Here is a 23,966-nt window from a genome sequence, read left to right as displayed (position 1 = left end):
AAGTGCTTTGTTTTCTGATAAATGGCAGAAAACGGGCAAAAAGGGAGATGCGTGAATAACAGAAAACTCAACATAAGGTGGAAGTTGGCGGCAGGAACCGTATTGGCAGTGTTGCTTGTAAAAGCACTGCTTGTCACTTCTTGCTTTATCCCTTCTTCGGGTATGGAGAACAGTCTGTATCAGGGTGAGGGGGTACTGGTGAACAAGTGGAGCTATGGCTTGCGTCTGCCTTTTCCTTCTGTATGGGGGTATCATCGCTTGGGTGTCAGCCCCGTACAACGGGGAGATGTGGTGTTGTTCAATAATCCCAAGCCTGAGAATCCCGGACAGCGGCTGGAGTTCCGCAAACTGTTTATCAGCAGGTGTACCGGGCTGCCGGGAGACACTCTGATGCTGAATCATGAGATGATGGATGTGGGCAGTCCTGTCTTCAGTCCGGATGCGAAATCCCTTTATACGTATCCGGGCAGCAAGGAGGATATTTTGCTGGCGCTGCTGGATGTGGTAGGAATAAAAGGAAATACATTGGTCGGATATACGGAAAATGGAGACTATATCCGGAGTTTCAGTGCTTATGAACTGTATCTTCTGTCGCAAAAGGCGGGTGATTATCTGACCTTTACTCCCTTGAACCAGACTGAAAAGAACAAAGAAGCCTATCCTTTTGTGGTGCCGGCGAGGGGATATTCTGTGAAGGTATATCCATGGAACCGGGCCTTGCTGTGCAATACCATCGTGCAGCACGAAGGCAGGCAGGCGCAAATCAAAGGGGATACGTTATGGGTGGAAGGTATTCCGGTAAAGGAGTATACGTTTTCCAAGAATTACTACTGGATGTCTGCCAATGATCCTGTCAACCTCTGTGATTCCCGTCTGTTCGGGTTTGTTCCCGAAGACCATTTGATCGGTAAGGCTTGGTGTATATGGTTCCCAGTCTCCTGGGAAAGGTTTTTACAACGTGTGCAATAATATATGGAGAAAGAAATTATATTGACTTCGGCTTATCTGCCCCCGGTAGAGTATTATGTAAAGTTGTTTGCGTATGATAAAATTTACGTGGAAGGGGAAGACCATTATGTGAAACAGACGTACCGGAACCGCTGCGTGATTGCTTCTGCCGGAGGGGAACTGGCATTGACGGTGCCTACCGAGAAAGAAGAGTCGGACAAGGTCAGAATGAGGGATATCCGTATTTCGGACCACGGCAACTGGAGGCATGTACATTGGAATGCGCTGGTGGCGGCATACAAGCAGAGTCCTTTTTTTGACTATTATGCAGACGAACTGGCTCATTTTTATGAGCATAAGTATGAATTCCTGTTTGATTTCAACTGGGATTTATGCGAATGGGTGTGCCGGCAGATGGATCTGGAAGCGCAGATGTGCATTACGGAGGAGTATGTGCCGGAATGGAAGGGAGTTGATGATTTCCGGGAACTGATTCATCCTAAAAAAGATTTCCGGGTGGCAGATCCGGATTTTTTCCCGAAACCGTATTATCAGGTTTTTGAGTTGAAGCATGGTTTCCTTCCCAACCTGAGTATCGTGGACTTGTTGTTTAATATGGGGCCGGAAAGTATCCTGGTGCTCCGTGATGGTGTCGTAAAATCAAAAAGATAGAAATAAGTATGAATAACCTACCTACAATAACTAAGAATTTATTGATTATCAATGTGCTTTGCTTCTTTGGAAGCATTGTGGCACGGCGGTATGGCATTGATGCCGAGAATTTGTTGGGCCTGCATTTCTTTCTGGCTTCCGATTTTAATCTGGTGCAGCTGGTTACGTACATGTTTATGCATGCCAATTTCCAGCATATCTTCTTTAATATGTTTGCCGTATGGATGTTCGGACGGGTACTGGAACAGGTGTGGGGGGCCAAGCGCTTTCTGCTTTACTACATTGTCTGCGGTATTGGTGCTGGACTGATTCAGGAAGGAGTGCAGTATGTGGAATACCTGACTACCTGGGTGAACTACGATGGAGTGGATACAGGAGCCGGAGTCATTCCGATGGCTGAGTTCCTGAACCAGCTGACCACGGTGGGAGCCTCGGGTGCGGTGTATGCCATTCTGCTGGCATTCGGTATGCTTTTCCCAAACAGCGAGATGTTTGTGTTCCCTATTCCTTTCCCTATTAAGGCAAAATACTTCGTGCTCGGATATGCCGTGCTGGAGTTCCTGCTGGGAGTAAGTGCAAGTGACAATGTCGCGCATTTTGCTCATTTGGGCGGAATGTTGTTTGGCTTTGTATTAATCATCTATTGGAGGAAGAAAAATGGCGGTGGACAGCAGATATTTTACTAGTTTAAAGGATAATTTCAGAAAAGGGGATATCGTTACACAGCTTATTTATATTAATGCCGGTGTCTTTCTGCTGGTATCATTGATTGGAATCATCTGTACGCTGTTTAATGTAACCGGTCTTTTCTGGGTAAATTACCTGGAACTGCCTGCGTGGCTGGAGCGGTTTGTCTGGCAACCCTGGTCGCTGCTGACTTATATGTTCATGCATGCCGGCGTATTGCATATTCTGTTCAACATGCTCTGGCTGTACTGGTTCGGACGTTTGTTCCTGCAGTTTTTCTCATCCAAGCACTTGCGGGGCTTATATGTCCTGGGAGGTATTTGCGGCGGATTGTGTTACATGCTGGCATACAATGTATTCCCGTATTTTGAAGATAAGATTTACGGTTCGTATCTGGTCGGTGCCTCGGCTTCCGTACTGGCCATTGTAGTGGCTACTGCCGAGCGTGAGCCCGATTATCCGGTACAGTTTATGTTCCTGGGCAGTGTCCGGTTGAAATACGTGGCCTTGTTTATGATTCTTCTGGATCTGCTGTTTATGACTTCGGGAAATGCCGGAGGCCATATCGCACATTTGGGAGGTGCCCTGGCCGGCTGGTGCTTTTCGGTGGGACTGAGAAAAGGTACCGACTGGACCAAATGGATCAACAAGACGCTGGATGTGTTCAGCACCGGCTGGAAACCGTCTGCGCGGAAGCCGAAAATGAAGGTCCATTACGGAGAAAAACAGAAAGATTACGATTTTAATGCCCGGAAAAAGGCTTCTTCGGAAGAAATTGACCGTATTCTGGATAAATTGCGGAAGTCGGGTTACGGCAGTTTGAGCGAGGAAGAGAAGAAAAGTTTGTTTGACGCAAGTAAAAAATGACCGACTGCAGAAGAATCAGCATATGATGAAGTTTTTCGGAAATATTATCGTCTTTTTATTGTTTCTTGCCAACCTGATGGTCTGTATCGGCTTTCTGGTTTGTGCATATAGTCCTTATATCTCGCCTTACCGGCATCCGGTCTGGTCGTGTGCGGGACTGGCTTTTCCGATATTCATGGCAGGGGTGCTGGGGTTTGTTTTCGTCTGGCTGTTTGTCCGGCGCTGGTTCATGTGTCTGTCGCTTTTTACCCTGCTGCTGGGATGGGGGAGTCTGAAGGTTTATTTTCCTTTGGGTACCTGGGAAGAGCCTTCTGGAGAAAGCATCAAGTTGCTGACCTATAACGTAGAGGGATTTCCGAAGGAAGAAGGGGATGAGGAACATTCTATCTTGAAGTACCTGAAAGAGAGCGGTGCCGATATCATCTGTCTGCAGGAATTCAGGACCGACGGTCGTCTCAGTCTGAAGAAAATCAATAAGGTCTTGGCCGATTATCCGTATTATAAGCATACTCCACTGGGAGGAGGAAGTCAGTTGGCCTGCTATTCCCGCTATCCGATTCTGTCTTCACGGAAGATTAATTATAAAAGCCAGGCGAACGGCAGTGTCTTGTATCGGTTGAAAATGGGGAAAGATACACTGATATTGATCAATAATCACTTGGAATCGAATAAACTGACAGGACACGATAAAGAGGTTTATCATGATTTGCTGAAATCTCCGGGCGGAGAAGCACAGGAAGGGGGAAAATACCTGTTGCATAAACTGGCTGCGGCAAGTCCCATCCGCGCAGCCCAGGCCGACACGCTTGTCAAAGTGCTTGAGCGCAACCAGGCACGTTACATGCTGCTTTGCGGAGATTTCAATGATTCTCCGGTTTCGTACGCTCACCGTGTGGTGAATAATGTGCTGACTGATGCGTATGTGGAGGCCGGGAAGGGGGTAGGCTTCAGTTACAATCAAAACCATTTCTATTTTCGTATCGACCACATTTTTGCGAGTCCTTCGTTTCGTGTACTGCAGTGCAAGGTAGACCGCTCCATTCGTACTTCGGACCATTATCCGGTATGGTGTGTATTGGAAAAATAATCCTCCAGTGCCGGGATGGGGCCCCGGTATTTTCTCCAACTTATTTTGATAAAGGAATATTCATGTGATATCGATGCATTTTTTCCCTTTGACAGAGAAATATTTAAGAAGCTTTCCATATGTAAAGGAAAAAAAAACTATATTTGCAACCTTGAATAAACGTATATAAATTAAAAAAGTAAATATAATAATTTAAGTAACATGCAAAACAAAGGATTCGTAAAGGTTTTTGCGTTATTGTTGACCCTTGTCTGTGTGTTCTATCTTTCGTTCTCATTTGTAACCCGCTATCACATGAACAAGGCGGCTGAGGATCCGAAGGGTGCAGCACACTATCTTGATTCTATACAGAATGAAAAGGTTTGGCTGGGCAGCTATACGCTGAAACAGTGTCGTGAGATGGAAATCGGGTTGGGTCTTGACCTGAAGGGTGGTATGAACGTGATTTTGGAAGTTTCTGTACCGGATGTGGTAAAAGCCTTGGCTGACAACAAACCGGATGAAGCTTTTAACAAGGCGGTAGGAGAGGCTGCAAAATTGCAGATTACCAGTCAGGAAGATTTCATTACCCTGTTTGTTCGTGAGTATAAGAAATTGGCTCCTAACGGCAGCCTGGCAGAACTTTTTGCCACTCAGCAGTTGAAGGATAAGGTAAACACCCGCAGTACTGATGCGGAAGTGGAAGCCGTATTGCGTGCTGAGGTAAAAGCCGCTGTAGACAATTCATATAATGTATTGCGTACTCGTATTGACCGCTTTGGTGTGGCTCAGCCTAACATCCAGACATTGGAAGGCAAGATGGGACGTATCATGGTGGAACTTCCGGGTATCAAGGAACCGGAACGTGTAAGAAAACTTCTTCAGGGTTCTGCTAACCTGGAATTCTGGGAAACTTTCGAAGCCGGTGAAATTACTCCAGTATTGAATTCCGCTGATGCTCGTGCACGCGACCTGATGGCTGTGGCTTCTACTGATACTGTAGCTGCCGACACAGCAGCTGCCAAGGTGGTGGCAGAAGCAAGTGCAGTATCTGCAAAAGACAGCTTGACTGCTGCGTTGAAGGGAGAAACTGCTTCTTCAACTTCAGCTGCTGATATGGAACGTGTGAAGAAAGAACATCCGTTGCTGTCTGTTCTGCAGTTGAACCCGAACAAAGTAGGTCCTGTAGTAGCTTATGCAGATTACAAGGATACTGCTGAGGTGAACCGTATCCTGAGCATGAAGGAAATCAAGGACATCATGCCGCGCGACCTGAAACTGATGTGGGGCGTTGCTGCTTCTGAATGGGATAAGTCAGGACGTATCTTCGAATTGTATGCAATCAAGTCTACTGAACGCAACGGACGCGCTCCGCTGGAAGGTGATGTAGTAACAGATGCCAGAGATACTTACGACCAGTTCCACAAGCCTGCTGTAAGCATGTCAATGAATACAGAAGGTGCTCGTCGCTGGGCTGCTTTGACTAAACAGAACGTCGGCCGTTCTATCGCTATCGCATTGGACGGTTTTGTATACAGTGCACCTCGTGTAAACGGTGAAATCACCGGTGGTAACTCTGAAATCTCAGGTAGCTTTACTCCGGAACAGACTAAGGACTTGGCCAATGTGTTGAAGTCTGGTAAGATGCCGGCTCCTGCACGCATCGTTCAGGAAGATATCGTCGGACCGTCACTGGGTCAGGAATCAATTAACCAGGGTATCATCTCATTCGTGGTAGCTTTGGTTGTATTGATGATTTATATGTGTGCAATGTACGGATTGATCCCGGGTATGGTTGCCAATCTCGCATTGTTCGTCAACTTCTTCTTTACACTGGGTATTCTTTCGTCTTTCCAGGCAGCTTTGACAATGTCCGGTATCGCCGGTATGGTATTGTCACTGGGTATGGCCGTGGATGCGAACGTATTGATTTATGAACGTACGAAGGAAGAGCTGAGAGCCGGAAAGGGAACCAAGCAGGCGTTGTCTGAAGGTTACTCAAATGCATTCTCTGCAATCTTCGACTCTAACTTGACTTCTATCCTGACAGGTATTATCCTGTTTAACTTCGGTACTGGTCCGATCCGTGGTTTTGCCACTACATTGATCATCGGTATCTTGTGTTCATTCTTTACAGCCGTGTTCTTGACTCGTCTGGTTTACGAACACTATATGGGTAAGGAAAAATGGTTGCACCTGACTTTCACTACCGGTGTATCTAAGAATCTGATGCAGAATGTTCATTACAACTTTATGGGTGTTACCAAACGTGCATTCGTTATTTGGGGAGCCGTAATCGTTGTATGTATCATTTCATTCTTTGTCCGTGGTCTGGCACAGAGTATCGACTTCACCGGTGGACGTAACTTTGTGGTTCAGTTCGAACAGGTTGTTCAGCCGGAAACTGTCCGCAATCTGCTTCAGCCGAAAGTAGGTGATGCTAACGTACAGGCTATTGCCTTGGGTACCGACGGCAAGACTATCCGTGTGACTACCAACTATCGTATTGAAGAAGATTCACCGACAATCGATGCGGAAATCGAGGAATTCCTGTACAACGCATTGAAAGAAGGTAACTTGCTGGGTGAAGGTACTACACTCGAAATCTTCATCGACCGTGATAACCGCGCCGGTGGTTCTATCATCAGTTCTCAGAAAGTAGGTCCAAGTATCGCAGACGATATCAAGACTTCTGCTATCTGGTCTGTCCTGCTGGCTGTGATTGTGATTGGTTTGTACATCCTGTTGCGTTTCCGTAACATTGCTTATAGTGTGGGTGCAACTGTAGCGCTGGTAGTCGATACCGTACTGATTATCGGTATGTACTCTCTCGGGTATGGAATTCTGCCGTTCTCACTCGAAATCGACCAGACTTTCATTGGTGCTATCCTGACCGCTATCGGTTATTCTATCAATGATAAGGTGGTAATCTTCGACCGTGTACGTGAATTCTTCCACCTGTATCCGAAACGCGACCGTGCAAAACTGTTCAACGACTCATTGAATACGACTCTGGCACGTACCATCAATACTTCTTTAAGTACATTGATCGTATTGCTCTGTATCCTGTTCCTGGGTGGTGACAGTATCCGTAGCTTTGCCTTCGCAATGATTCTGGGTGTCGTAATCGGAACTCTCTCTTCATTGTTCGTAGCTGCTCCTGTGGCTTACCTTACAATGGGACATACAATGAAAGATACAGAAAAAGCACAGGCTTGATCTGATAAAATAGTATGAATGGAAACGGCTGTCAATCGCAATATTGGCAGCCGTTTTTTTGTGGGTATGGTCTTTTCGTTTTATGAGCCTGCTTTTATTAAATATTTTACTTATATTTGCGTAAAATTGAAATTTCATAAACCTATATTCAAGTTTAATCTAAATTTATTAACGATGAAAATCCAACATCTTTTCTTCTCACTATTGGTCTGTGGAGGGTTGGCCTCGTGTTCTTCCGCTGTGGTAAAACAAGCTGACTATGAAGTGATACCTCTTCCTCAGGAGATTCTTCCGGCTGCTTCCGGCGAATTCCAGTTGAATGGAAATACGGTGATTACGTACCCGAAAGGGAATGAAGCCATGAAACGCAATGCTGAGTTCCTGGCAGAATATATCAATGCCCAGACAGGGGTAAAACTGAAAGTGACTGATGAACCTGCATCTAAAAATGCCATTGTGCTGACACTGGCGCTGGCATCCGACAACGAGGAAGCTTACTCACTGCAGGTGAATCCTGACCTGATTACTCTGACCGGTGCTTCGGAAGCCGGTGTATTTTATGGCGTACAGACATTGCGTAAGTCCATTGCTGAAGCTGAAGCCGGTGACAAACTGACATTCCCGGCAGTAACCATCAACGATTATCCTCGTTTTGCTTATCGTGGAGCTCATTTCGATGTATCCCGACATTTCTTCCCGGCTGATTCGGTGAAGCGATTCATCGATATGCTTGCCCTGCATAACATCAACCGTTTCCACTGGCACCTGACCGATGACCAGGGATGGCGTGTGGAAATCAAGAAGTATCCCAAACTGACTGAAGTGGGTTCGGTACGTCCGGGTACAGTGATCGGAAAAGACTGGAATTCTTCCGACAGCATTCCTCACGGTGGCTTCTACACTCAGGAAGAGATGAAAGACATTGTGGCTTATGCACAGGAACGTCACATTACCGTTATTCCTGAAATCGACCTGCCGGGCCATATGCTGGCTGCGCTGACTGCTTATCCGGAACTGGGATGTACAGGTGGTCCTTACCAGTTGTGGCAGCGTTGGGGAGTTTCTGAAGACGTATTGTGTGCCGGTAATGAGAAGACCCTTCAGTTCATTACTGATGTCCTGGAAGAAGTGACTGAAATCTTCCCTTCAAAGTATATTCATGTAGGTGGAGACGAATGTCCGAAGGTCCGTTGGGCTTCTTGTCCGAAATGCCAGGCTAAGATCAAGGAACTGGGACTGAAATCGGATGCTAAGCATACAAAGGAACAGCGTTTGCAGAGCTATATCATTAACTACGCAGAAAACTTCCTGAACAGCAAGGGACGTCAGATCATCGGATGGGATGAAATCCTGGAAGGCGGACTGGCACCGAATGCTACCGTGATGTCATGGCGTGGTGAAGTAGGAGGTATTGAAGCTGCCCGCCAGAAACATCAGGCCATCATGACTCCTAACTCTTACCTTTATTTCGACTATTACCAGACTGCGGAAATCGAATCTGAACCGTTGGCTATCGGAGGATGTCTGCCGGTAGAAAGAGTGTATAGCTATGAACCGATTCCGTCATCACTTACTCCGGAAGAGGCATCTTATATCATCGGTGTACAGGCTAACTTGTGGACAGAATACATTCCTACTTTCAGCCACGTAGAATACATGGAATTGCCGCGTATGGCTGCCCTCTCAGAGGTACAGTGGACCATGCCGGAAAAGAAAGACTACGTAAGTTTCCTGAAACGTCTTCCGCAGCTGATTCAGGTGTACAAACAGCAGCATTACAATTATGCTAAGCACGTACTGGGTGTATCTGCCTTGTATCTTCCCGACTTCAATGAAGGTGTGATGAAGGTGGTGTTGAGTACGGTTGACAATGCACCTATTTACTATACTCTTGACGGAACAGAACCTACTGTAAATTCTCAGTTGTATTCTGATACCTTGAAGATCAATTCTACAGTTGCCTTGAAGGCGGTAGCTATCCGTGATGGAGAACCTTCACTGTTGCTGGCAAAGGACATTACCTTTAATAAGGCTACTCTGAAACCTATCCAGATGCTGAAACCGATCTGCGAGCGCTATAAGTTCAAAGGAGAACAGACGCTGGTAGACGGTATGGCCGGTGGACCGAACTACGGTACGGGTCAGTGGATTGCTTTCCAGAAGAACGATATGGAAGCTGTAGTCGATTTGAAAGAACTTACATCCGTTGAAAAAGCATGGGTACGTACTTACGTGGAAATCGGTGAGGAAGTTGTCGACTTGCGCAAGTTTACGGTAGCAGTATCCGAGGACGGAAAGAACTTCAAGGAAGTGGCTTCTGAATCATATCCTGCCGTATCGGAAAACGACAAGAACGGAATCTATACTCATGAACTGACATTCGCTCCGGTACAGGCACGTTATGTGAAACTCATTGCGCAGCCGGAAAACAGCCTGCCTGCATGGCATTGGGGAAAAGGACGTCCGGGATTCATCTTTGTCGATGAAATCGGTGTGGAATAATGCCGTATGCGACATATATGGGAGAAGAGGGCGTAAAGCCTTCCTCTTCAGTCTCAGCATAAAAAAGCCAGTCTGAATGTTCAGGCTGGCTTTTTTATATAAAATCAGTAATGCGGTCTTAATTAAAGCTGATGGTTCTGGATACGCAGTTTCAGTTTCTCCAGCATGTCTCTGGTCATTGCATCCAGGTCGTATTCCGGTTTCCAGTTCCACTCTGCTCTTGCGCAACTGTCGTCCAGTGAGTTTGGCCATGATTCGGCAATGCCCTGTCTCAGACTGTCTACTGCATATTCCATTTCGAATTCCGGAACATATTCCTTTATCTTCTGATAAATCATTCCCGGTTCAAAGCTCATGGAAGCGATGTTGAAAGAGTTGCGGTGTACCAGTTTGGTCGGATCGGCTTCCATAATCTCAATGGCAGCACGCAGTGCATCCGGCATGTACATCATGTCCATGTAAGTACCGGCAGCAATCGGACACTGGAATTTTTCTCCTTTGGCAGCAGCGTAATAGATGTCTACGGCATAGTCGGTAGTACCACCTCCCGGAGGAGTCACGTACGAAATCAGTCCAGGGAAGCGGACAGAACGGGTATCTACCCCGAAACGTGTGAAATAGTAGTCGCTCAGCAATTCTCCGGTTACTTTGGTTACTCCGTACATGGTTTTCGGACGCTGAAGCGTATCCTGTGGAGTCTGATCTTTAGGAGTTCCAGGACCAAATGAGCCGATAGAACTTGGGGTAAATACTGCACACCCTTTTTCTCTTGCGACCTCCAGCACATTGCATAACCCGCCAACTCCGATTTTCCAGGCAAGCTGGGGCTTGTTTTCAGCTACTGCCGACAGCAGGGCTGCAAGGTTGTAAATGGTATCAATCTGATACTTCTCTACCGCATCGGCAATCTGTTGTGCATTTGTGATATCCACCACTTCAGAAGGTCCGGATTCCTTCAATTCTCCTTGAGGAGCAGCATTGGGGATATAGCCGGCAACTACGTTTCCTGTATAGATATTACGTAGTTTCATGGTCAGCTCCGAACCAATTTGTCCGGTAGAACCAATGATCAAAATGTTTTTCATTTGAACAATATTTTGGATTTATTATGATTGCAAAGATAGTAATTTGCAATAACCTTGTCGTAAAAAACGATTATTTATTTGTTCTTATTCAGATATTCGGGAAAAAATTGCATCTTTGTACCATAATAAACCTAAATTTGATACAGGTATGTATAGCAATTTTAAAGACTTTCTGGTTCAGGAACTGACTGCGATAGAAGCTGCCGGTTTGTATAAAAACGAACGAATTATCACTACCCCTCAGCGTGCCGATATCCGTGTTGGCAAAGGGGATGAGGTACTTAATTTTTGTGCCAACAATTATCTGGGATTGTCCGACAACAAGCGTCTGATTGAGGCTGCTAAAAAGGCAATGGATACACACGGGTATGGTATGTCGTCGGTTCGCTTCATCTGCGGAACTCAGGACTTGCATAAACAGCTGGAGGCTGCCATTTCTGATTATTTCCACACTGAAGATACTATCTTGTATGCAGCATGTTTCGATGCGAACGGAGGTTTGTTTGAACCGTTGTTCACAGAGGAAGATGCGATTATTTCCGATGCATTGAATCATGCTTCCATCATCGACGGCGTACGTCTCTGCAAGGCAAAACGCTACCGCTATGCCAATGCCGATATGGCCGACCTGGAACGTTGTCTGCAGGAAGCACAGGCACAGCGTCACCGCATCATTGCTACCGACGGTGTGTTCTCTATGGACGGTAATGTGGCCCCGATGGATAAGATTTGTGAACTGGCCGAGAAATACAATGCGCTGGTAATGGTCGATGAGTCTCACTCTGCCGGTGTGGTAGGTCCTACCGGACACGGAGTTGCCGAACAGTTTGGCGTATACGACAAGATTGATATCTTTACTGGTACCCTGGGCAAGGCCTTCGGTGGTGCGATGGGTGGTTTCACTACCGGTAAGAAGGAAATCATTGCCATGCTGCGTCAGCGCTCACGTCCTTATCTGTTCTCCAACTCAGTCGCTCCTGCCATTGTAGGTGCCAGCCTTGAAATGTTCCGTATCCTGAAGGAAAGCAATGCGCTGCACGATAAACTGGTAGAGAACGTGAACTATTTCCGCGACCGTATGCTGGCTGCCGGTTTCGACATCAAGCCTACACAGAGTGCCATCTGTGCCGTAATGCTGTACGATGCAAAACTGTCTCAGGACTTTGCTGCCAAGATGCAGGAAGAAGGCATTTACGTTACCGGATTCTATTATCCGGTGGTTCCGAAAGGACAGGCACGTATCCGTGTGCAGTTGTCTGCCGGACACGAAAAAGCTCATTTGGACAAGGCCATCGCAGCCTTTATCAAGGTGGGAAAAGAACTGAATGTAATCAAATAATCTCCTTCGCAAGAGGAATAAAAAAAGGATGCCGCATCAGGCATCCTTTTTTTGTCTGTACCCCCGAGGGGAATCGAACCCCTATCTAAAGTTTAGGAAACTTCTATTCTATCCGTTGAACTACAAGGGCAATCTTCTGCAAAAGTAAGTATTTTTTAGAATATCCCAATATTTTTCGAATAAAAACCCAAGCACTTTTACCGGAAAAAGACTGTGGCAGACTTGAGTGGAAATAAATCTTTTTTTATTTTGTTTTTTGAAGTAAGTTCGCCATTTTTGCATCTATTGATTTTGTGAACTTTAAAGAATATATTATGGCAGAAGAAATGATTGTCAAAGAACTGGAAGATGTAGTAGTTCGATTTTCGGGCGATTCCGGTGATGGCATGCAGTTAGCTGGAAACATGTTTTCAAATATTTCAGCTACCGAGGGAAATGATATCAGTACGTTCCCTGATTATCCGGCAGATATCCGTGCCCCGCAAGGTACGCTGACCGGTGTTTCGGGATTTCAGGTACATATAGGTTCAGGCAAGGTTTATACTCCGGGTGACAAGTGCGATGTGCTGATCGCGATGAATCCGGCCGCATTGAAAACCCAGTACAAGTATTGCAAGCCTCAGTCTGTGATTATCATTGATACGGATTCTTTTACCAAGCGCGACCTGGAAAAGGCGCAGTTCGTACTCGAAAATCCTTTTTCGGAACTGGGTATCAAGAATGAAGTGGTAGAAGCTGCCATTACTTCCATGTGCAAGGAGAGTCTGAAGGATAGTGGACTGGACAACAAGACTATCATGCGGACTAAAAATATGTTTGCCCTGGGACTGGTCTGCTGGTTGTTCCACCGGGATATTCAGGTAGGTGAGAAGTTGCTGAGAGAGAAATTCGCCAAAAAGCCGGAGATTGCAGAGGCCAATATCAAGGTGCTTTACGACGGCTATCATTTCGGTGAAAACACCCATGCTTCTGTTTCTACCAGCTATATGGTTCCCAACAAGAACCAGAAGCAGAAGGGACGTTATATGGATATCAACGGCAATAAGGCTACGGCTTACGGACTGATTGCTGCTGCTGAGAAGGCCGGTCTGGAACTTTATCTGGGTTCTTACCCCATTACTCCGGCTACGGATATCCTTCATGAACTGGCCAAGCACAAGTCGCTGGGCGTAAAGACCGTGCAGTGCGAGGATGAAATTGCCGGTTGTGCTTCGGCTGTCGGAGCTTCTTTTGCCGGGGCACTGGCCGTCACTACCACTTCCGGACCGGGTATCTGTCTGAAGAGTGAGGCCATCAACCTGGCAGTAATTACCGAATTGCCACTGGTGATTGTGGATGTACAGCGGGGTGGTCCTTCTACGGGACTTCCGACCAAATCGGAACAGACCGACCTGCTGCAGGTGTTGTACGGAAGAAACGGAGAGAGTCCGATGCCGGTTATTGCGGCTGCTTCACCGACCGATTGTTTCGATGCGGCATATATGGCCTGCAAGATTGCCCTGGAGCACATGACTCCGGTAGTGCTGCTGACCGATGCTTATATCGCAAACGGTTCTGCGGCATGGCATCTTCCGGACTTGAAGGAATATCCGGCTATCTGTCCTCCTTACGTGACACCGGATATGGCACAGACATGGACTCCGTTCCAGCGCAATCCGGAGAATCTGGTGCGTTATTGGGCGGTGCCGGGTACCGAAGGCTTCATGCACCGCATCGGCGGTTTGGAAAAGAGCGGAGAGACCGGTGCCATCTCTACAGAACCTGAGAACCATCACCGGATGACACAGTTGCGTGCAGAGAAGGTGGCCCGCATCGCCGATACCCTTCCCGAAGCAGAAGTCGAGGGAAATCCGGATGCCGATTTGCTGATTGTCGGTTTCGGCGGTACGTACGGACACTTGCATTCGGCCATGGATACCTTGAACCAGCAGGGCAAGAAGGCTGCACTGCTGCACCTGCGCTACATCAATCCGCTGCCGCGTAATGTGGCCGACCTGCTGCGCCGTTATCCGAAAGTGGTGGTGGCTGAGCAGAACATGGGTCAGCTGGCAGGCTATCTGCGCATGAAAGTAGAAGGAATCCATTTACATCAGTTTAATCAGGTAAAAGGTCAGCCGTTTGTGGTACAGGAACTGGTTGAGGCATTTACCAAAATATTGGAGGAATAAGTCATGAGTGAAACAAAATATACAGCAGCCGACTATAAGGCGGGTCAGCCCCGCTGGTGTCCGGGATGTGGAGACCACGCATTTTTGGGATCTTTTCATAAGGCATTGGCAGAACTGGGAGTCCCTCCACATCAGATTGCAGTGATTTCGGGTATCGGATGTTCTTCTCGTCTGCCTTATTACATGAATACGTATGGCATGCATACCATCCACGGACGTGCAGCAGCCATTGCGACCGGTGCCAAAGTGGCCAATCCGGATCTGACCATCTGGCAGATTTCGGGCGACGGTGACGGACTGGCCATTGGTGGAAACCACTTCATTCATGCTATCCGCAGAAACATTGACATTAATATCGTTCTGCTGAACAACCGGATTTACGGACTGACCAAGGGACAGTATTCTCCGACTTCGGCCCGTGGCTTTGTCAGCAAGTCGTCTCCATACGGTACGGTAGAAGATCCTTTCCGTCCGGCAGAATTGTGCTTCGGTGCCCGTGGCCGTTTCTTTGCCCGCTGTGTGGCTGTCGACGGTGGTCCTTCTGTCGAGGTACTGAAGGCGGCTGCCAAGCATAAGGGAACTTCCGTAGTGGAGGTGTTGCAGAACTGTGTGATCTTTAATGACGGTACCCACAATGCCGTGGCCAAGAAAGAAGACCGTGAGAAAAATGCCATTTATCTGGAACATGGCAAACCGATGCTTTTCGGTCCGAATCATGAGTTCGGTCTGATGCAGGAAGGCTTTGGCCTGAAAGTGGTCCGGCTCGGCGAAAACGGCATTACCGAAAAAGACATCCTGGTTCACGACGCTCATTGCGAAGACCATACCCTGCAGTTGAAACTGGCATTGATGGAAGGTCCCGACTTCCCGATTGCACTGGGAGTCATCCGCGACGTAGAGGCGCCTACGTACGAGGCTGCCGTCGAAGCACAGATTGCCGAGGTTTCTGCCAAGAAGAACTATCATTCGTTCGAAGAACTGCTCGAAACCAATGATACCTGGGAAATCAAATAACCGGTAAGGTTGAGATTATTTATCGGAAAGAAGGAGGTGAACCCACTGGGAATTCATCTCCTTCTTTTGTATAAGTATCCGTATATTTAACAGATAATCGAGGTTTAAAAGGAGATATTTCCAGCAAGTAGCCTTCCGGATTTGTATAATTCGTAAAAATTTCTTATTTTCGCTTATTATAGCTTTAAAACAAAAGGTGTTTATGAAGAAAATTTTATCAGTTTTGTTGTGCGTGGCTGCATTATGGATGGCATTGCCGGCACAGTCTCAGGTCCGTGTGGGCTTGAAGGGAGGTTTGAATGTTTCTACCGTGACTTTCTCTGAAGATATTTTTGATGGAGATAACCGTACCGGCTTCTTTATCGGTCCGATGGCTGAATTTTCCATTCCTTTGCTGGGACTGGGAGTCGACGTAGCTGCGTTGTACAGCCAGACTGATGCGCGCGCCAGTGTATCTTACGAAGGCGAGACTGCTTCTACCAGTAACACACTGAAGTCGGTGGAAATTCCCGTGAACCTGAAATGGAACTTCGGACTGGGAAGTACTGCCGGAGTTTATGTGGCAGCCGGACCTCAGTTCGGATTTAATATCGGAAGCGGTCATTTTGCAGAGGCTTTCGATATGGAGACCTGCTATACTACCTTCAACGTAGGTGCCGGTGTCAAGTTGTTCCGTCATGTACAGGTGGGTCTGAACTACAACTTCGGTATCAGCAAGATGGCCAAGACGGTATCCGAAGATTATGAAGGTCCTGAAATCAATATGAAGAAGAATACCTGGCAGGTATCTCTGGCATACATGTTCTGATATCCGGCAGGATAAGGAATAAAGAAAACCGCGACAGACTTCCGATAGTCTGCCGCGGTTTTTTTATGAGTCATGCTTGAGGTCAGTCGCAGGGATAACATACTCCCCATTCTTTTCTCAATGCATCCATCTGCCGCATGATCCGGAGAGTTTCCTGATGAGGCATGTAGGGCGACTCCAGCCATCCGTGAGACAGGGCTTCCATGCAGGCTCTTACCTGGTATTCGAAGCCGGTGATTTTCGGAGGGGCCTGATATACGGCCGTGGTCTGGTACTGGCTGTCTACGATGCGGAGGGTTTCCGGACAGTTGATGTTGTCTACTATCAGGTGGCCTTTGTCTCCGGCAACGATTCCCATGCGGTCGCTCTTGGCATAGATGCTCGACTGCAGCGATGCCATTCTGCCGTCTTTGTACAGCAGCGTGATGCTTTCCTGGGCATCCACACCGGTCGGTGTTTTCTGGCACACCGAGTGTACGGACTCGATTTCGGTACCGAAGGCCATGGCTGCAAAATTCAGGGTATAGATTCCGATATCCAGCAAGGCTCCTCCTGCCAGTTCGGGGCGGATAATCCGTTCCTTATCGGCAATCGGATAGCTCAGGTTGGCAGTCAGGGTGTGAGGGGTACCGATGGCTCCCTGGGCAAGGAGTTCCTGCATTTTCAGAGATAGGGGCAGGTAGCGTGTCCAGATAGCTTCTGTGATGAAGACCTGCTTGTCTTTGGCCAGACGGAGAAGGGCTTCGGCCTGCCGGGCGTTGGCCGTAAAGGCTTTTTCGCAGAGAACGGGTTTCCCTTTTTCGATGCACATCCGCGCCTGTTCGTAATGCAGTGAGTGCGGAGTGGCAATGTATATCAGGTCGACTGCCGGGTCATCGGCCAGTTGCTCATAAGACCCGTAGGCTTTCTCTGCCTTCCATTTACGGGCGAAGGCGGCTGCTTTTTCCTGACTGCGTGAGGCTACTGCATAACAGCAGGCGTCTTCCATCTGTCTCAGGGTGTCTGCCATCTTTTCTGCAATGTGGCCGCAGCCGATAATACCGATATTAAACTGTTTCATGTGTATGGGTTTAGTGTGAATAATTTCTGCAAAGCTATAAAAGTTTACGGTCTGCATCTTCCTGTCGCGTGGTTTTTATTTTCAGCAGCGGCTGTGACAGGCGACTGTCTGGGTACTTTTTCAAAAAAACGGGACTTACTTTTCTAAAAGAAAAATAAATTCATGGACCGGAAGTCTGCCTTTTTGTACCTTTGCAGTATGAAAACATATGTGGATGTCATAGTGCCTTTGCCCGTTGCGGGATTGTTTACCTATTCATTGCCCGATGAATGGGTCAGCCGGGTTTGTGAAGGATGCCGGGTGGTCGTGTCTTTCGGTCCCAGAAGGTATTATACTGCAATTGTAGTGTCCATTCATCATACGCCTTCGGGGGAGTACGAAATCAAGGATATCTCGGAGGTGCTCGACCGGGAGCCGATGCTGCTGTCACGGCAGTACCGGTTTTGGAAATGGTTGTCCGAGTATTACCTGTGCCCGCTGGGCGATGTCTACAAGGCTGCAGTGCCTTCGGGTATGAAACTGGAGAGCGAGACGCAGGTGGTTATTAATCCGGATTTTGAGGCCGACGGACCTTTGCCACCCAAGGAACAGCAGGTACTCGACTTGTTGTCTGCCGATGCGGAGCAGTGCATTACGCAGCTGGAGAAGGGAAGTGGCATCCGGAACATTCTTCCGGTGGTGAAATCGCTGCTGGAGAAGGAGGCTATCTTTGTGCGCGAGGAACTGAAGCGCAACTACAAGCCCCGGACGGAGGAAAGGGTACGTCTGGCTCCTGCGTTCCGGAACGAGAAGGTACTGCATATTCAGATGGATCTGTTGAAAAGGAGCCTGCGCCAGCAGCAGGTGCTGATGAAGTACCTGGAGATGGCAGGGTGGGGGGCACCCGATGCCGCATTGAGGGAAGTCTCCCGGAAGGAGTTGCAGGAGGCTTCAGGGGCTACGTCGGCCATTGTGAAGCAACTGGTCGGAAAAGGGGTGTTCGAACTCTACCGGCAGGAGGTGGGCCGCCTGCAGGAAGGTGGTATGGAGACCTGTCCGCCTTATCCGCTGAGTGAGGCTCAGCAGACGGCTTTTCAGCAAATCATGAATTCGTTTCATCAGAAGAATGTGTGTCTGCTTCATGGGGTGACAGCCAGCGGCAAGACTGAAATCTATATACATCTTATCCTTCAGGCCATACAGGCAGGTAAACAGGTGCTGTATCTGTTGCCGGAAATTGCCCTTACCACTCAGATTACGGAACGTCTGAGGAGGGTGTTCGGCAACCGTCTGGGGGTATATCATTCCAAGTTCTCGGATGCGGAACGGGTGGAGATCTGGAAGAAGCAGCTCTCGGAGAACGATTATGACGTGATTCTGGGAGTACGGTCGTCGGTCTTCCTGCCTTTCCGGCGACTGGGACTGGTGATTGTGGACGAGGAGCACGAGACTACGTACAAGCAGCAGGATCCGGCTCCCCGGTATCATGCGCGGAATGCGGCCATCGTCCTGGCTTCCATGTATGGGGCGAAGACGTTGCTGGGTACGGCTACTCCCAGCATAGAGACGTATTATCAGGCGCTGCACGGCAAGTATGCCTGGGTGGAGTTGAAAGAGCGGCACCGGAATCTGCAGTTGCCGCACATCGAACTGGTGGACACAAAGGAACTGGCACGCAAGAAACGGATGACGGCTCAGTTTTCTCCGGTCTTGCTGGGTAAGATACGTGAGGCGCTGGAGAACCGGGAGCAGGTGATTCTGTTCCAGAACCGGAGGGGCTTTGCTCCGATGATTGAATGTCATATGTGCGGATGGGTGCCTAAGTGCAAGCATTGTGACGTGAGTCTGACTTATCATAAGGGGTTGAACCAGCTGACGTGTCATTATTGCGGGGCGACGTATCAGGTGCCGAAGTCGTGTCCGGCCTGCGGGGGAGTGGAACTGAGAAACCGGGGGTTCGGAACGGAAAAGATAGAGGATGACATCCGGCAGATTTTCCCGGAGGCACGGGTGGCGCGGATGGACCTGGATACGACGCGTACGCGGACTGCCTACGAGCGGATTATCGCTGACTTCCAGGCGCAGAAGACCGATATCCTGATCGGTACGCAGATGGTATCGAAGGGACTGGACTTTGAGCATGTGAGTGTGGTGGGTATCCTGAATGCCGACTCGATGCTGAATTATCCGGATTTCCGTTCGTACGAAAGGGCTTTCCAGCTGATGGCTCAGGTGGCCGGACGTGCGGGCAGAAAGAACAAGCAGGGATGGGTGGTCTTGCAGACAAAGTCTCCCGAACTGCCGGTAATCCATCAGGTGCTGGTCAATGATTACGAGGGGATGTACCGGGAGCAGCTGGAAGAGCGGGCGCTTTTCAAGTATCCTCCTTTTTACCGCCTGATTTATGTGTACCTGAAGCACCGTAAGGAGGAAGTCCTGACGGAGGCTGCCGACTGGGTGTCCGAAGCGCTGCGGAAGGGATTGGGAGAGCGGATACTGGGACCCGACCGGCCGCCGGTGGCGCGTATACAGACCTGGTTCATCCGTAAGATCATGATCAAGGTGGAACCGCAGGTTTCCCTGGGTAAGGTGCGTACGTTTTTGCTGCAGGTGCAGCAGGCCGTACTCGAGGAGGAGCGTTTCCGCAGCCTGCAGATTTATTACGATGTCGACCCGATGTAATCCGGTGAACGGGACGGGGCCGGCGATTGGAGAAATTAATTAAACTGGAACAAGATATGAAAATAGAATTAGATGTACATACGCATACCCTTGCCAGCGGACATGCTTTCAGTACGCTGCAGGAGATGGTTCAGGCGGCGGCTGAGAAGGGACTGAAGTTGCTGGGGATTACGGAGCATTCGCCGGGAATACCGGGAACGTGTGATTCGATTTATTTCCGCAACTTGCACGTGGTTCCCCGCCGGATGTACGGGGTAGACCTGCTGCTGGGGGCTGAAATCAATATCCTGAATACGCAGGGCGACCTGGATATGGAGGAGTGGATGATGAAGTACCTCGACCTGAAGATTGCGGGAATCCATTCGTTGTGCTATGAGGGCGGTACGGTGGAGGAGAATACGGAGGGAATGATCCGGGCAATCTCGAATCCGCATGTACACATCATCAGTCACCCGGGCGACGGAACGGCTCCGCTGCTTTTCGAACCGATTGTTCAGGCTGAGAAAGCCCATCATACGCTGTTGGAAATCAACAATTCGTCGTTGAAGCCTTGTCGCCACAAAGCGGAGGCCCGCGGAAACAACCTGGAGATTCTCCGTCTGTGCCGGAAGTATGAGGTGCCGGTAATCCTGGGCAGTGATGCACACATCTCTTTCGATATCGCTACTTATGAGTATGTGCTGCCGCTGTTGGCGGAAGCCGGCTATCCGGAAGAATGGGTGATGAATACGAGTGTGGAAAAATTTAAGCAATATTTGAATATTCAGTAAGGAAGATGAAACGGATATTATTTGTTTGCCTGGGGAACATCTGTCGTTCTTCTTCGGCAGAGGAAATCATGTGGACCCTGATTCGGAAAGCGGGACGGGAAGCAGAATTCGAGGTCGACTCGGCAGGTATCAGCAGCTATCACCGGGGTGAACTGGCGGACGAACGGATGAGGGCGCATGCCTCCAGACGGGGATATCACATTACGCACCGTTCCCGCCCGGTGTGTACGGATGATTTTTATGAGTTCGACCTGATATTGGGCATGGACGACCGGAACATTGAGGCTTTGCGAGAGAAGGCACCGGACGTGGAGTGTGAGAAGAAAATCGGGCGGATGACGGATTACTGCCGGGTGAAGGTGGTGGACTATGTGCCCGACCCGTATTACGGCGGGGCGCAGGGATTTGAGAATGTGCTGGATATACTGGAAGATGCCTGTGAGGGACTGTTACAATCTTTAACAGAAAAAGAATGAGGTGAAGTCTTGACTTCGCCTTTTTGCGATTGTATATTTGCGAAGAAGCGGAAGGGGACCCGCGCACGGTGGTTGTACAGCCTCCGTACGCGGGTCTTATAGTCTCCGTACGTGGGCCGGCCGACTTGCCTGCGGGGGTGGAAGATGGTTAACCTGTTAAATCTCAAATATATGAAAGCACAGTATGATTTTCTTACGGTTCCTTCTACAAAGAAGGGGAGCCGTGCGGTGATTTATCCCAAACTGGTCTCGGGCGGTACGGTTTCCTTTATGGAACTGGCAGAGCAGATAGACCGTGCCTCAGGGTTTCAGAAAGGTACGGTGATAGGAGTGGTGGAGGAAATAGAGCGCTGGGCGCAGCATTATCTGCAGCATGGCCGCCGGGTCCGTATCGGCAACCTGGGTACATTGTCGGTAGGGCTCAAGGCCCTTCGTCCGGTGGAGGATGAGGCTGCCATCCATGCGCAGTCTGTATGCTTCGGGAAGGTCCGTTTTACGGTATCCCGAAAATTCCGCTGTCACGGAACGCTGGAGCGTGCCGGGGCTTCCCGCAAATTCAGGGAGAGTTCACGCCGGCTGACGGAGGAGGCGCGTTACGGCCTTCTGATGGACTACCTGACCTCGCATGCCTTTATTACCCGTACCCGCTACACCGAACTGACGGGTCTCTTGCGTACGCTGGCTCTGAAAGAACTGAACCGGTGGCTGGAAGAGGGTAAAATCGGTTCGGAGGGGAGAGGCTCTCATAAAGTCTATGTGAGAAAGCCGGAGACCGGTGATAGGGAAGTATAAAGAGGTATAAAAAAGATGGCATGTGCAAGTGATAGGATTTATCACTTCACATGCCATCTTTACGTTATGCAGGATATTCCGGAAGGAATGGGGATAAGGCCCCCCGCATTCCGGACATTATTTCTTCAGTTTTACGGCCTGTTTCAGCACTTTCTTAGCCTGGTTGATGGCTTCGTTCTGCTTCTTTTCCGGTTTTTCTCCGGCTTTTTCCATGACACGCTGCAACTGCTTGTTCAGTTGGTCGGTCCGGGCTGCCAGTTCCTCTGCAGGCACTTCGGTGCGTGCTTTCTTCAAGGCATCCATCCATCCCTTCATGGCTTGAGTCTTCAGGGTCAGGGTAGCTGTCTCTGCTGCCAGTTCTGCCTTTGCTTCATCGGCAGGAGCTGCGAATGCGTGAGTATATCCTTTCACTTCGTTCCAGTGGCCGCGTGTGAAATCAGGGAAAGCTACGGCTGCGCAACCGTTGTCCATGGAGATGGCTCCCAGTTCGGCGAGTGCACACCATTCAGCCAGGTCATATACGTCCATGTCCAATGGCAGTCCGTTCTGCAGACAGTATACCAGACGGCTGTCCATGATGAAGTCCATACCTCCGTGACCACCTACTTCTTTTGCCATCTCTCCGTATTTCTTCAGGATAGGGTGCTGGTATTTTTCTACCAGTGCATCCATTTCCTTTTTAGGAAGGAAGGAATGGGTGCTCAGGTTATCTACCTGAGGCTGTACGCCCGAAGCCTTCATCTGGGCAGCGTCAACGGCATAACCTTCTACCGGATATTTGTTGGCGAAACCTTTGGTTCCTGTCAGCTGGTAGAGGCGGTTGTACGGCTGCGGACTCATTACGTTATGCTGTATTTCGATGACCTTTCCGTTTTCGGTACGGATCAGGGTAGTGGTGTGGTCTCCGTTGCGGAACTCTTCACACTTTTCTCCCGTAGCTCTTTCTACCAGTGCCTTGCCGTGAACCGATTTCGTATCCATGGCTACCAGGGTCTTCATGCGGTCGCCACGGTGAATATCCAATGCCTGTGCCACCGGGCCCAAGCCGTGTGTGGCATATACGTCACCGCGGTTTTCCTTGTTGTAGCGCAGACGCCATCCCAATTTATCTTCTTTTCCGTTCTTCCAATAATAATTCCAGAAGTCGTCGAGGTTATGGATATAGGCTCCCTGGGCACGGATTACCTCACCGAATACTCCCTGCTGTGCCATGTTGAGGGTATTCATTTCAAACCAGTCGTAGCAGCAGTTTTCGAGGATGAAGCAATGCTTGCGGTTCTTCTCCGACAAGTCGATGAGTTTCCAGCACTGTTCCAGGTTCATGGCCGAAGGAACTTCGATGGCCACGTGCTTGCCGTGCTGCATGGCATATTCGGCAATGGGGAAATGATGATCCCAGTCGGCGGCAATGTACACCAGGTCGATGTCGGTACGCTCACACAGCTCCTTATAGCCTTCTGCACCCGAATAAACGGCTGCTTCTGGCAGACAAGCCTTTCTTAAATACTTCTGGCAGGCCTCTGCACGTTCCTTTTCATGGTCGCACAACGCTACGATTGCCGTACCCGGAATGTATGTAAAGCGTTCTACGGCTCCCGGACCGCGCATACCGAGTCCTACGAAACCGACCCGTACCACTTCCATTTTCGGTGCAGTCAGTCCGATTACGGGTTCCTGTCCGGCTTCACGTTCGGGGGTCTGGATGACAATGGTTCCTTTGTTCCATTCCCATTTAGTTGACGATGAAAGACTTTGGGCTGAGAGGTGCATTGCCGGAGATCCTGCCAGCATGAGCAGTGTACAGGCACCCCAAAGCGTTTGATTAATGATTT

18 protein-coding genes and 1 tRNA gene are annotated in these 23,966 nt (G+C 49.0%); 15 read left to right on the top strand and 4 right to left on the bottom strand.

The features are described from left to right. Window positions 1–51: 51 nt before the first annotated feature. From lepB to H3001_RS02305, 7 genes are all read left to right on the top strand, one after another. Complete coding sequence (gene lepB / locus H3001_RS02335; RefSeq protein ID WP_317170747.1) at window positions 52–969, top strand: signal peptidase I; 918 nt, start codon at window positions 52–54, stop codon at window positions 967–969. 3 nt (window positions 970–972) lie between these two features. Further along, entirely contained in the window at window positions 973–1,620 is a 648-nt protein-coding gene (locus H3001_RS02330) for a WbqC family protein (protein WP_181213982.1), read from the top strand. Window positions 1,621–1,628: 8 nt separating this feature from the next. Continuing rightward, complete coding sequence (locus H3001_RS02325) at window positions 1,629–2,306, top strand: rhomboid family intramembrane serine protease (RefSeq protein WP_181213981.1); 678 nt, start codon at window positions 1,629–1,631, stop codon at window positions 2,304–2,306. Beyond that, a complete protein-coding gene (locus tag H3001_RS02320) occupies window positions 2,278–3,174 on the top strand; it encodes a rhomboid family protein (protein WP_178244479.1) in 897 nt (298 codons plus the stop codon). Before H3001_RS02325 ends, H3001_RS02320 begins: the two co-directional genes overlap by 29 nt. A gap of 22 nt (window positions 3,175–3,196) precedes the next feature. Next, window positions 3,197–4,261: an endonuclease/exonuclease/phosphatase family protein gene (locus tag H3001_RS02315; protein ID WP_317170746.1), complete on the top strand. Its 1,065-nt coding sequence runs from the start codon at window positions 3,197–3,199 to the stop codon at window positions 4,259–4,261. Window positions 4,262–4,462: 201 nt separating this feature from the next. Beyond that, window positions 4,463–7,459 (top strand): protein translocase subunit SecDF, encoded by a 2,997-nt coding sequence (secDF, locus tag H3001_RS02310; RefSeq protein ID WP_178244480.1) that lies wholly within the window; start codon window positions 4,463–4,465, stop codon window positions 7,457–7,459. A gap of 174 nt (window positions 7,460–7,633) precedes the next feature. Continuing rightward, complete coding sequence (locus tag H3001_RS02305) at window positions 7,634–9,961, top strand: glycoside hydrolase family 20 protein (protein WP_178244481.1); 2,328 nt, start codon at window positions 7,634–7,636, stop codon at window positions 9,959–9,961. 122 nt (window positions 9,962–10,083) lie between these two features. Here H3001_RS02305 and H3001_RS02300 read toward each other — a convergent pair whose 3' ends face one another. Then, on the bottom strand, window positions 10,084–11,046 hold the full coding sequence (locus H3001_RS02300; protein WP_178244482.1) for an NAD-dependent epimerase/dehydratase family protein: 963 nt from the start codon (window positions 11,044–11,046) through the stop codon (window positions 10,084–10,086). Between the two features lie 148 nt (window positions 11,047–11,194). Here H3001_RS02300 and kbl point away from each other — a divergent pair, with 148 nt between their 5' ends. After that, on the top strand, window positions 11,195–12,385 hold the full coding sequence (kbl, locus tag H3001_RS02295) for a glycine C-acetyltransferase (RefSeq protein ID WP_181213980.1): 1,191 nt from the start codon (window positions 11,195–11,197) through the stop codon (window positions 12,383–12,385). 58 nt (window positions 12,386–12,443) lie between these two features. Here kbl and H3001_RS02290 read toward each other — a convergent pair. Then, window positions 12,444–12,515: transfer RNA gene (locus tag H3001_RS02290), tRNA-Arg, on the bottom strand. A 184-nt stretch (window positions 12,516–12,699) separates the two neighbouring features. On the opposite strand from H3001_RS02290, the gene H3001_RS02285 reads away from it, so the two are divergent. From H3001_RS02285 to H3001_RS02275, 3 genes are all read left to right on the top strand, one after another. After that, window positions 12,700–14,553 (top strand): 2-oxoacid:acceptor oxidoreductase subunit alpha, encoded by a 1,854-nt coding sequence (locus tag H3001_RS02285; protein WP_178244903.1) that lies wholly within the window; start codon window positions 12,700–12,702, stop codon window positions 14,551–14,553. Window positions 14,554–14,556: 3 nt separating this feature from the next. After that, window positions 14,557–15,567 carry a 2-oxoacid:ferredoxin oxidoreductase subunit beta gene (locus H3001_RS02280; protein WP_178244905.1) on the top strand — a complete coding sequence of 337 codons (1,011 nt, stop codon included), beginning with the start codon at window positions 14,557–14,559 and terminating at the stop codon, window positions 15,565–15,567. Window positions 15,568–15,769: 202 nt separating this feature from the next. Then, window positions 15,770–16,375 carry a porin family protein gene (locus tag H3001_RS02275; protein WP_178244907.1) on the top strand — a complete coding sequence of 202 codons (606 nt, stop codon included), beginning with the start codon at window positions 15,770–15,772 and terminating at the stop codon, window positions 16,373–16,375. An 82-nt stretch (window positions 16,376–16,457) separates the two neighbouring features. On the opposite strand, the gene H3001_RS02270 is transcribed toward H3001_RS02275, so the two are convergent. Next, a complete protein-coding gene (locus H3001_RS02270) occupies window positions 16,458–17,435 on the bottom strand; it encodes a Gfo/Idh/MocA family protein (protein WP_181213979.1) in 978 nt (325 codons plus the stop codon). 198 nt (window positions 17,436–17,633) lie between these two features. Here H3001_RS02270 and priA point away from each other — a divergent pair, with 198 nt between their 5' ends. The 4 genes from priA to H3001_RS02250 all read left to right on the top strand — a co-directional run bounded on the left by priA (window position 17,634) and on the right by H3001_RS02250 (window position 22,134). Further along, window positions 17,634–20,096, top strand: coding sequence for a replication restart helicase PriA (priA, locus tag H3001_RS02265; protein ID WP_181213978.1), 2,463 nt, complete (start codon window positions 17,634–17,636; stop codon window positions 20,094–20,096). Window positions 20,097–20,152: 56 nt separating this feature from the next. Next, the gene (locus H3001_RS02260; RefSeq protein WP_181213977.1) at window positions 20,153–20,866 is read left to right on the top strand and encodes a phosphatase; all 714 of its coding nucleotides are present in this window, start codon (window positions 20,153–20,155) and stop codon (window positions 20,864–20,866) included. A gap of 5 nt (window positions 20,867–20,871) precedes the next feature. After that, window positions 20,872–21,342, top strand: coding sequence for a low molecular weight protein-tyrosine-phosphatase (locus tag H3001_RS02255; protein WP_181213976.1), 471 nt, complete (start codon window positions 20,872–20,874; stop codon window positions 21,340–21,342). A 171-nt stretch (window positions 21,343–21,513) separates the two neighbouring features. After that, entirely contained in the window at window positions 21,514–22,134 is a 621-nt protein-coding gene (locus H3001_RS02250; protein WP_181213975.1) for an HU family DNA-binding protein, read from the top strand. A gap of 117 nt (window positions 22,135–22,251) precedes the next feature. On the opposite strand, the gene H3001_RS02245 is transcribed toward H3001_RS02250, so the two are convergent. Continuing rightward, the gene (locus tag H3001_RS02245) at window positions 22,252–23,925 is read right to left on the bottom strand and encodes a Gfo/Idh/MocA family oxidoreductase (protein WP_246368401.1); all 1,674 of its coding nucleotides are present in this window, start codon (window positions 23,923–23,925) and stop codon (window positions 22,252–22,254) included. Window positions 23,926–23,966 lie beyond the last annotated feature (41 nt).

The sequence above is a fragment of the Phocaeicola faecicola genome, from assembly GCF_013618865.1.
Classification (GTDB): Bacteria; Bacteroidota; Bacteroidia; order Bacteroidales; family Bacteroidaceae; genus Phocaeicola; species Phocaeicola faecicola.
This window is presented reverse-complemented; position numbering and strand designations above follow the sequence as displayed.

Bases quoted from the DNA above. Each gene is read 5' to 3' on its own strand.
- H3001_RS02330 (WP_181213982.1), top strand. From the start codon at position 973: ATGGAGAAAGAAATTATATTGACTTCGGCTTATCTGCCCCCGGTAGAG.
- H3001_RS02325 (WP_181213981.1), top strand. From the start codon at position 1,629: ATGAATAACCTACCTACAATAACTAAGAATTTATTGATTATCAATGTG.
- H3001_RS02320 (WP_178244479.1), top strand. From the start codon at position 2,278: ATGGCGGTGGACAGCAGATATTTTACTAGTTTAAAGGATAATTTCAGA.
- H3001_RS02315 (WP_317170746.1), top strand. From the start codon at position 3,197: ATGATGAAGTTTTTCGGAAATATTATCGTCTTTTTATTGTTTCTTGCC.
- secDF (WP_178244480.1), top strand. From the start codon at position 4,463: ATGCAAAACAAAGGATTCGTAAAGGTTTTTGCGTTATTGTTGACCCTT.
- H3001_RS02305 (WP_178244481.1), top strand. From the start codon at position 7,634: ATGAAAATCCAACATCTTTTCTTCTCACTATTGGTCTGTGGAGGGTTG.
- H3001_RS02300 (WP_178244482.1), bottom strand. From the start codon at position 11,046: ATGAAAAACATTTTGATCATTGGTTCTACCGGACAAATTGGTTCGGAG.
- kbl (WP_181213980.1), top strand. From the start codon at position 11,195: ATGTATAGCAATTTTAAAGACTTTCTGGTTCAGGAACTGACTGCGATA.
- H3001_RS02285 (WP_178244903.1), top strand. From the start codon at position 12,700: ATGGCAGAAGAAATGATTGTCAAAGAACTGGAAGATGTAGTAGTTCGA.
- H3001_RS02280 (WP_178244905.1), top strand. From the start codon at position 14,557: ATGAGTGAAACAAAATATACAGCAGCCGACTATAAGGCGGGTCAGCCC.
- H3001_RS02275 (WP_178244907.1), top strand. From the start codon at position 15,770: ATGAAGAAAATTTTATCAGTTTTGTTGTGCGTGGCTGCATTATGGATG.
- H3001_RS02270 (WP_181213979.1), bottom strand. From the start codon at position 17,435: ATGAAACAGTTTAATATCGGTATTATCGGCTGCGGCCACATTGCAGAA.
- priA (WP_181213978.1), top strand. From the start codon at position 17,634: ATGAAAACATATGTGGATGTCATAGTGCCTTTGCCCGTTGCGGGATTG.
- H3001_RS02260 (WP_181213977.1), top strand. From the start codon at position 20,153: ATGAAAATAGAATTAGATGTACATACGCATACCCTTGCCAGCGGACAT.
- H3001_RS02255 (WP_181213976.1), top strand. From the start codon at position 20,872: ATGAAACGGATATTATTTGTTTGCCTGGGGAACATCTGTCGTTCTTCT.
- H3001_RS02250 (WP_181213975.1), top strand. From the start codon at position 21,514: ATGAAAGCACAGTATGATTTTCTTACGGTTCCTTCTACAAAGAAGGGG.
- H3001_RS02245 (WP_246368401.1), bottom strand. From the start codon at position 23,925: ATGCTGGCAGGATCTCCGGCAATGCACCTCTCAGCCCAAAGTCTTTCA.